This is a genomic window from Streptomyces sp. XY431, from assembly GCF_001279805.1.
Classification (GTDB): Bacteria; Actinomycetota; Actinomycetes; order Streptomycetales; family Streptomycetaceae; genus Kitasatospora; species Kitasatospora purpeofusca.
In genome coordinates this window covers 26,163-34,602 of the sequence record NZ_LGDO01000522.1, presented here as the reverse complement: position 1 = coordinate 34,602, position 8,440 = coordinate 26,163, and the positions used below count along the sequence as shown (strand labels likewise).

The 8,440-nt window shown below is 73.7% G+C and carries 7 protein-coding genes; 3 read left to right on the top strand and 4 right to left on the bottom strand.

The window, feature by feature from the left end; all coding sequences use genetic code 11:
* Positions 1–27 precede the first annotated feature (27 nt).
* The 3 genes from ADK60_RS39965 to ADK60_RS39955 form a co-directional block, all read right to left on the bottom strand.
* Positions 28–990 (bottom strand): S66 peptidase family protein, encoded by a 963-nt coding sequence (locus ADK60_RS39965; protein WP_053651875.1) that lies wholly within the window; start codon positions 988–990, stop codon positions 28–30.
* A gap of 77 nt (positions 991–1,067) precedes the next feature.
* A complete protein-coding gene (gene trpS / locus ADK60_RS39960; protein ID WP_079009084.1) occupies positions 1,068–2,156 on the bottom strand; it encodes a tryptophan--tRNA ligase in 1,089 nt (362 codons plus the stop codon).
* Between the two features lie 264 nt (positions 2,157–2,420).
* Positions 2,421–3,935: an APC family permease gene (locus ADK60_RS39955; protein WP_045942861.1), complete on the bottom strand. Its 1,515-nt coding sequence runs from the start codon at positions 3,933–3,935 to the stop codon at positions 2,421–2,423.
* Between the two features lie 404 nt (positions 3,936–4,339).
* On the opposite strand from ADK60_RS39955, the gene ADK60_RS39950 reads away from it, so the two are divergent.
* Positions 4,340–5,461 (top strand): ABC transporter substrate-binding protein, encoded by a 1,122-nt coding sequence (locus ADK60_RS39950; RefSeq protein WP_234371482.1) that lies wholly within the window; start codon positions 4,340–4,342, stop codon positions 5,459–5,461.
* Positions 5,462–5,713: 252 nt separating this feature from the next.
* Positions 5,714–6,688 carry a hypothetical protein gene (locus ADK60_RS39945; protein ID WP_053651873.1) on the top strand — a complete coding sequence of 325 codons (975 nt, stop codon included), beginning with the start codon at positions 5,714–5,716 and terminating at the stop codon, positions 6,686–6,688.
* Here the strand turns inward: ADK60_RS39945 and ADK60_RS39940 are convergent.
* Positions 6,655–7,191, bottom strand: a complete 537-nt coding sequence (locus ADK60_RS39940) for an NUDIX hydrolase (RefSeq protein WP_045942851.1) — start codon at positions 7,189–7,191, stop codon at positions 6,655–6,657. The two genes, ADK60_RS39945 and ADK60_RS39940, sit on opposite strands and share 34 nt — an antisense overlap.
* 152 nt (positions 7,192–7,343) lie before the next feature.
* Here ADK60_RS39940 and ADK60_RS39935 point away from each other — a divergent pair, with 152 nt between their 5' ends.
* Positions 7,344–8,363, top strand: coding sequence for an ATP-grasp domain-containing protein (locus ADK60_RS39935; RefSeq protein ID WP_053651871.1), 1,020 nt, complete (start codon positions 7,344–7,346; stop codon positions 8,361–8,363).
* The last annotated feature ends 77 nt before the right edge of the window (positions 8,364–8,440 follow it).

Here is an 8,440-nt window from a genome sequence, read left to right as displayed (position 1 = left end):
CCCCCCCCCCCGGCGGCCAACCCCCGGCTACGCGGGGCGGTCGGCGAGGGCCGGCAGGTCCAGGGTGAGGGTCCCGGCGTCGGCGTCGAGCACCGCGGGGACGCCGAGCGGGACGGTGAGGGTGGAGGGGCAGTGCCCGAAGCCGAGTTCCCAGACGACGGGGATGCCGAGCGGTCCGAGCCGGTCGAGCATGACGTCCCGGACCCGGTCGAGCGGGCCGCAGCCCTCCCAGGAGCCGAGCGCGACCCCGGTGACGCCGTCGAAGGCGCCGGAGCGCAGGAACTGGGTGAGGAGGCGGTCGAGCTGGTACGGGTGCTCGTTGACGTCCTCGAGGATCAGGATGCTGCCGGCGTAGGAGGGGCGGGCGGCGGGGGTGCCGCGCTCGGCGGCGAGGACGTGGGTGCAGCCGCCGGCGGTGATGCCGCGGGCCCGGCCGGGGACGAGAGTGGCGGCGGTGGGCGAGGTGATGACGGTGGTGGCGGCGGGGTCGAAGAGGGTGCGGCGCAGGTGTTCGGCGGTGCGGGCGTCGCCGATGAAGCCGGCGGTGGCGCTCATCGGTCCGTAGAGGGTGGCGAGGCCGAGGCGCTGGGCGAAGGCCTCGTGCAGGGAGGAGACGTCGCTGAAGCCGATGAGGATCTTGGGCGGGACGGCGCGCAGGGCGTCCCAGTCGAGGAGGTCGACCATGCGGTGGACGCCGTAGCCGCCGCGGGCGCAGATGACGGCGTCGACGGTGGGGTCGAGCCAGGCGGCCTGGAGGTCGGCGGCGCGGTCGGCGTCGGTGCCGGCGAGGTGACCGAGGACGGGGTGGGTGTCGAGGACGTGCGGGGCGACGGTGACGCGCAGTCCCCAGGAGCGGAGGACGGCGGTGCCGGCGCTGAGCCGCTGCGGATCGATGGGGCCGCTGGTGGCGACCACGGCGATGTGGTCCCCGGGGCGGAGGTGCGGCGGGCGGGTCAGCCCTCGGCCGGGGGTGGTCGGGTGCTGGTCCATGGCCGGGTTCCTTCCGGGACGGGGTGCTCTCGGGGCCGGCGCGGGACCGGCCCCGAGAGGTTATGCCCCTGACGCGTTCACAGCGATCCCATGACGGCCCGCACTTCGGTGAGGGTGGCGTCGGCGACCGCGTTGGCGTGTTCGGAGCCGGTGCGCAGGACCTGGCGGATGTGGCCGCGGTCGGCGGCGAGTTCGGCGCGGCGGGCTCGGATCGGGCGGAGGTGTTCGTTCACGGCCTCGGTGACGGTGCGCTTGAGGGCGGCGGCGCCGCCGTCGCCGATCTCCTCGGCGAGCTCCTCGGGGGCGCGGTCCTGGCAGAGGCCGGCGAGCAGGAGGAGGTTGGAGACCTCGGGGCGGCCGACGGGGTCGTAGGTGATGCGGCGGTCCGCGTCGGTCTTCGCGCCCTTGAGGAGGCGGGCGGTGGTGTCCTCGTCGGCGGCGAGCGGGACGGAGTTGCCGCGGCTCTTGCTCATCTTGCCGCCGTCGGTGCCGAGGAGCAGCGGTGCGGCGGAGAGCAGCGCGCGGGGGCGGGGGAAGACGGGGGGGCCGTCGGGGGGCGGGTAGCGCTCGTTGAAGCGGCGGGCGACGGTGCGGGCGACTTCGAGGGGCGGCAGCTGGTCCTTGCCGACGGGGACGAGGTCGGCCTTGCAGAAGAGGATGTCGGCGGCCTGGTGGACGGGGTAGGTGAGCATCAGTCCGTTCACGGCGGCCTGGCTGGAGTGGGCGATCTCGTCCTTGACGGTGGGGTTGCGGTGGAGTTCGGCGACGCTGACCAGGCTGAGGAAGGGCAGCAGCAGCTGGTTGAGGGCGGGGACGGAGCTGTGGGTGAAGATCGTGGCGCGGTCGGCGTCGATTCCGGTGGCGAGGTAGTCGACGACGAGGTTCTCGGTGTGTTCGGCGAGGCGGTCGGCGAGGTCCCGGTCGGTGATGACCTGGTAGTCGGGGATGACGAGGAACATCTCGACGCCGAGGCGCTGGAGGTGGACGCGGTTGCGGAGGCTGCCGAAGTAGTGGCCGAGGTGGAGCGGGCCGGTGGGGCGGTCGCCGGTGAGGACGCGGTGGGCGGCCGGGTCGGCGCGGATGCCCTCGTCCAGGTCGGCGAGACCGGCCAGGTCGGTCGGCTCAGTGGGGACGTCTGCAGCGGTCGGCGTGGTCGCGGTGGTCACGGGGTTTCTCCTCGGTACGGCGGTGGTCGCGGCCGTCCGGGGCTCGGGGCCCGTCCCGTCGGAGAAACGCAACAGGGCCGTCCATCCCGGACGGCCCTGGTCAGGCGTGGCTGGTGGCCGTCCTAGGACGGCCACCAGTTGAGACCTGCGAAGCGCTTCATGGGGTCGAGGGTAGCGGCGCCGGCGCCGGCCCGCCACCGGTTTTCCTTTTCCGCGCCGCGGCTTTCCGCGGTCCTCCGTTGCCCGTCAGTCCTCCGTTGCCCGTCAGTCCTCGACGACGAGGGCGGGGGTGTCCTGGCGGAGCGTCTCGCCGCGGAAGAACGCGGGCCGGTAGGCGCTGTACACGAGCATGAGGACCGCGCCGAGCAGCAGGATGCCGACGCCGATGACGAACACCGAGCCGATGCCGAGGACGGCGCCGCTGCCGTACTCGGGGTCCCAGGCGTCGGTGAGGGTCTGCAGGAAGACCCCGCTGAGCAGGAGTCCGCCGAGCAGGGGGGCGAGGCCCTTGAGGGCGAGGTCGCGCAGGCTGTCCCGGAGCGAGTGGCGGAAGTACCAGACGCAGGCGAAGGCGGTCAGCGCGTAGTAGAAGCAGATCATCAGCCCGAGGGCCAGGATGGTGTCCTGGACGACGTTCTCGCTGATCACGCTCATGCCGACGTAGAACACGGCGGTGGCGGCACCGGCGGCGAGGGTGGCGAAGCCGGGGGTGCGGTGGCGCGGGTGGACGGTGCCGAAGCGGGGCGGCACGGCCCGGTAGGCGCTCATCGCGAGCAGGGTCCGGGCGACCGGGATGAAGGTGGTCTGCAGGCTGGCGGCGGCGCTGGCGACGACGGCCAGGAAGAGCAGGATGCTCCACGGCGAGCCGAGGACCGGCCGGGCCAGGGCGGAGAAGACGTTGTCGGCGGTGTCCGGGTTGCCGAGGCCGTTGCCGGTGCTGCCGACGCCGGCGAACATCTGGGCGGCGACGGCGACCAGCAGGTAGGAGCCGACCAGGGTGACCATCGAGATCATCGCGGCGCGGCCCGGGGTCTTGGCGCTGCCGCTGGTCTCCTCGTTCATGGTGAGGCAGGTGTCCCAGCCCCAGTACATGAAGATCGAGAGCGACAGGCCGGCGGTGAAGGCGCTGAACGAGCCCACCTCGAGCGGGTTGAGCCAGGAGGCGGAGAAGCCGATGGAGTCGGGCAGGTCGCCGGTGGCGGCCTTGCCGATGGCGATGCCGGCGAACAGCAGCAGGACGGCGAGCTGGAGCCCGACCAGGCTGTACTGGAACCACTTGGTGGCCGTCATGCCGCGGTAGCTCATCGCGGTGGCGGCGGCGATCAGTACGACGACGGTGGCCAGATGGACGGCCTTGTTGTCGTTGAGGTCGGCGACGGCTCCGCTGCCCGTCATCTCGCCGAGCATGAGGTAGAGGAAGTCGGTGGCCACCCCGGCGAGGTTGGACAGCACGATGATGGTGGCGACCGTCAGTCCCCAGCCGGCCATCCAGCCGACCCGGGGGCCGAAGGCCTTGACCGTCCAGGTGAAGGACGTGCCGCAGTCCGGGAAGTCCTTGTTCAGTTCCTTGTACGCGAACGCGACGAGCAGCATCGGCAGGAAGCCGGCCAGGAAGACCGCGGGCATCTGGACGCCGACGGCGGTGACCGTCGGTCCCAGGGTGGCGGTCAGGCAGTAGACCGGGGCGACCGTGGAGACGCCCAGGACCACGCTGCTCAGCAGGCCGACGGAGTTGCCCCGTAGGCCCTTGTCCCCCGCTGCCCCCGTCGCCCCCGCCACCCCCGTGCCGGGGGCTCCACCACTGGCGCCACTGACCGGGGCACCCTGCGGAGCGGCGGGCGCCGTTGCCCGGCCGCTGCTTCCGTGCTCTGAGAGCTGCTGATCAAACACCTGCGCACCCTAGGTGCGGGTACCGAAGGTTGAGTAGGCCAACCCTTGGTGATTTGAACCACTCCCTTCGATTTGCCCGTACGAAGCTGGGCGTTGGCCGATGATGCATGGGGCGTTAAGGCGTGTACCTTTATTTCAAAGGGTTGTTACCGAATTGATTTGCCCGCCGTGTCACGCTTTGAGATGTTTTGGCATCGGCCGCGCGGGCCTGGTCGGCACGGCGCGGGACCCTTCGGGGATGTCGGATAGGTTTGCCTTGCCTAACCAACATTCCGTCCTCGAAGGAGCGCCGCGTGTCCCCCACTCCCGGCCACCCCACCACCCCCCGCCCCGGCCGACGGGCCCTGCTCACCGCGGCGCTCACCGGCGGGGCCGTCCTCGGCCTCGGCGGACTGCTCACCGCCTGCGGCAGCTCGGGCGACTCCGGCGGACCGGCCGGATCGGGCGGCTCCGGCGGCGGCGCGGCGAAGCCCTCCGGCGGCTCCTCGCCCGACCAGAAGTCCGTCAAGCAGGGCGGCGACGACTACGCCACCGTGATCGAGAAGATGAAGGGCTTCGGCACCGACGCCGCACCCGGCGTCTACCCGCGGACGATCCGGCACGCGCTGGGCGAGACCGTCCTCCCGGCGAAGCCGACCCGGGTCGTCGTCCTCGACACCGGCGAGCTCGACAACGTCGTCTCGCTGGGCATCCAGCCGGTCGGCGTGGTCCACACCGACGGCTCCAAGACCATGCCGTCCTACCTCAAGGACAGGGCCGGCAGCCCCGCCGCCGTCGGCACCATCAACAGCCTCAACCTGGAGGCCATCGCCGCGCTCAAGCCCGACCTGATCCTCGGCAGCCAGCTGCGCGCCCAGGACCAGTACCAGCAGCTCTCCAAGATCGCGCCGACCGTCTTCTCGCTGCGCCCCGGCTACCCGTGGAAGCAGAACTTCCTGCTCAACGCGAGCCCGCTCGGCCTGGAGGCGGAGGCCAGGGCCCAGCTGGACGCCTACCAGGCGGCCGCGGCGGCGATCGGCGCCGCGCTCGGCGACAAGCGGCCCACCATCACGCCGCTGCGCTTCATGCCCGGCAAGACCCGGCTGTACGCGGAGCTGTCCTTCATCGGTACCGTCCTCACCGACGTCCGGCTGCCGCAGCCCGCGATCGAGCAGGTCAAGGAGCTCGCGGTGGAGATCGGCCCCGAGCAGATCGACAAGGCGGACGCCGACTGGATCTTCTACGGGGTCTACGGCACGCCCAGCTCCACCAACCAGGACGCGGTGCTCGGCGGGGCGCTCTGGAAGACCCTGGGCGCGGTCAAGTCCGGGCAGGCGCGGCCGGTCCCGGACGAGACCTGGTTCCTCGGGCTCGGCGTGGCCGCCGCCAACGTCGTCCTGTCCGACCTGAAGGGCTTCGTGGCGCCCGGCGCCTGACCGGTGCCCTCCCGCGGGGGGAAAATCCGGGGGCCGGGTGGGGCCGGACGGGGGCCGGACGAGCCGGGCAGCCCGGCGTGGGAACCGGGGAGCCCGATGGGACGTCAGGGTGTTGTGCAGGTGGGACCGGTGGTACGAGGGGGACTCGTGGGGCGTGACGGTGTTGTGGGGCGCAGGGGGCGGAAACGCGCTTGGAGCACGTCGCCCGGTGCGGGAGGATCAATGGGACCGTACCCCGAAGGGCCCGTGCCAATGACCACGCTCGACCGGACCGCCGCCGACCGGACGCCGTCCGCCCCACCTGTTCCCCCGGCGCCCGACGCCGCCGCCCCGGTGGACGGGGTGACCCGCTGCTCGATCACGGCGGTGGGCACCGACGGCCGGACGGGCGGCACGGCCGGCGTCCTGCTGGGCGGCTCCGTGCCGCGGCCGCGCGGTGGGGACGCCGACGGCGGGTCCGAGGCGTGCGACTCGTCCGAGGCGTGCGACTCGTCCGAGGCGTCCGACTCCTCCCTGGCTGCCGAGGAGGCCGAGGCGGGCGGGTCGGGCGAGGCGTCCGCCGGGCTCCGGCAGCCTCCGGCCGTCCAGGAGCGGACGGTCCCGGTACTGCGGGCGCCCCACGAGGAACTGCGCACCGCCGTCAGCCGGCGGCCCTCGCCGTCGCGCCGCCTCCGCCTGCTGCATCCGCAGACGACGGCCGCCCCCGTCCGGCCCGACAGCGCGCGCACCGGCCCGGCGCCGGCCGCCGGCGCGCCGGTCGTCCCCGGACCGCGCACCAGTGACGACCGGGACGCCCCCTGGCCGAGGGCGGCGGCCGAACCCCCGCTGGGCGTGCTGATCGGTGGCACCCCCCAACTGCCGGACGCCGGCGGGCGCCCGGGCCGCACCGAGGAACGGCCCGCCGTCCGGGCGACCGCCGAGCTCCTCCGGCTCGGCCGGGGGACCTGTCTGGTCGTGCTGCCCGCCTGGCGGCCCGCGATCGCCGTCTCGGTACCGACCGAGCAGTTGCTGATCGCCACCGGCCTCGCCTGGGAGCAGCTCGCGGAGGCGCGGCTCTCGGTGGTGATCAACCCCGGCGCCCTGCACGACCGGGAGCTGGAGCTCCGGGACTGGCAGGTCGGCCCGCCCGGGCGTCCGGGCCGGCGCGGCCGGCGTCGCCCGCTCCAGGCGTTCGGAACCGACGGGACCGCCGCTCAGGAGCGGACGGGTCCGCCGTTCGGGATGTAGCCGAGATCGACGGGCCGGGGTTCGCGCCGCTCACTGAGCCAGCCCTCCCGTACCTCGGCCAGCAGTTCCGGCAGCCGGGGCGGCCAGAGGGCGTCCGCGTTCTCGTCCGCGAGGTCCGCCGGGGTCCACCAGCGCCAGTCGAGGATCCGGTCGGCGGCGTGCACCGCGCTGACGTCGCCGACCGGGCCCCGGTGCGGGCCGTCGGTGAGGTAGATGTGCTCGTGCTGGCGGACCGGCGTTCCGTGCCAGGTGAAGTCGTGTTCCCAGGTGCAGAGCAGCGGGCCGGGTTCGAGGTCCGACCAGCCGGTCTCCTCCCAGAGTTCGCGGCGCGCCCCCGCCCACGGGGTCTCGTCGGCCTCGATGCCGCCGCCCGGCATGGTCCAGTGCACGCCGACCTCGCTGTTGTCCGAACGCAGGAGGAAGACGGAGCCGTGCTCGTCCAGGACCACCGTCCTGGCAGCCCGGCGTGGGGTCCTTCGCGCGTTTCGCCACAGGTTTCGCATCGGGTCACTCTGCCAGCGGTGCGCTCCGGCCGTCGAACGGATTCCAGCGCCCCCCGGCCGGTGGCCGAGACGGTCCGACCGGGCCGGTCAGGGCCTGTGGCGTCGGGGTTTTGACGGCTCGACGGGCTGTCCCTGCCCGTACCCTGACGCCCATGCCCGCACCCGCATTCCTCCTCCCCTCCCATCCGCTGGACCCGCGCCGGATCGATCCCCAGTTCGTCCGGGAGGCCCGGCTGCTGCGGGACCTGGGCGGTGAGCACCACCTCGTCGACCACGACGCGCTGCTCGCCGGTGACGCCCGCGCGGCCGTCGACCGGGTCCCGGCGGGTCGCGGACCGTTCTGGTACCGGGGGTGGATGCTCCCCTCGGACCGCTACGCGGCCTTCGCCGCCGCGCTGGCCGAACGCGGCGGGCATCTGCTGACCAGCCCGCCCGGGTATGCGTCGGCGCATGAACTGCCCGGCTGGTACGGGGTGTTCGAGGGGGCGACGCCGCAGAGCGTCTGGCTGCCGCTGGCGGGAGCCGGCAGCGGCAGCGGGGACGGGAGCGGCGGTGGGGACGGGTCCGGGATCGCGCCGCCCGGTCCGGAACGGTTGGCGGCGGCCGTCGCCGGGCTCGGAGGCCAGGGACCGGCGATCGTCAAGGACTATGTGAAGTCCCGCAAGGACGAGTGGGGCGAGGCCTGCTTCATCCCGGAGCTGGCCGACCTTCCGGCCGTGGCCCGGGTGGTCGCCCGGTTCGTGGAACTGCAGGGCTCCTACCTCGCCGGGGGCGTGGTGCTGCGGCGGTTCGAGGAGTTCAACCGGGTGGTGTGGGACGCCGACGACGCGCCGTCCGGCGGTTCCGGGCGGGACCGGGCCCAGGACCCCGGGCTGCCGGACGACGGACGGGGCGGGCGACGGCGGGCGGTGGAGTCCCGGGTGTGGTGGCTGGACGGCGAGCCGGTGCTGGTCGGACCGCATCCGGACCTGCCCGGCTGCCCGTCCGCCCCCGATCTGTCCGGGGTGCGGCCGCCGGTGCGGACGCTCGGCTGCCGGTTCGTCACCACCGACCTGGCGGAGCGGGCGGACGGCTCCGGGTGGCGGGTGGTCGAGGTCGGCGACGGGCAGGTGAGCGAACTGCCCCGGGGGATCGATCCTTCGAGGCTGCTGATCGCGCTGCTCGCGGCGTGAACGGCCGGGGCCGGGCGGTCGGGGGACGTCGGGGCAGATGGCCGGGGGGTGCGGGCTGTCCTCGCGACAGCCCGCGC

Bases quoted from the DNA above. Each gene is read 5' to 3' on its own strand.
- ADK60_RS39945 (WP_053651873.1), top strand. From the start codon at position 5,714: ATGACCACGCTCGACCGGACCGCCGCCGACCGGACGCCGTCCGCCCCA.
- ADK60_RS39965 (WP_053651875.1), bottom strand. From the start codon at position 990: ATGGACCAGCACCCGACCACCCCCGGCCGAGGGCTGACCCGCCCGCCG.
- ADK60_RS39940 (WP_045942851.1), bottom strand. From the start codon at position 7,191: ATGCGAAACCTGTGGCGAAACGCGCGAAGGACCCCACGCCGGGCTGCC.
- ADK60_RS39935 (WP_053651871.1), top strand. From the start codon at position 7,344: ATGCCCGCACCCGCATTCCTCCTCCCCTCCCATCCGCTGGACCCGCGC.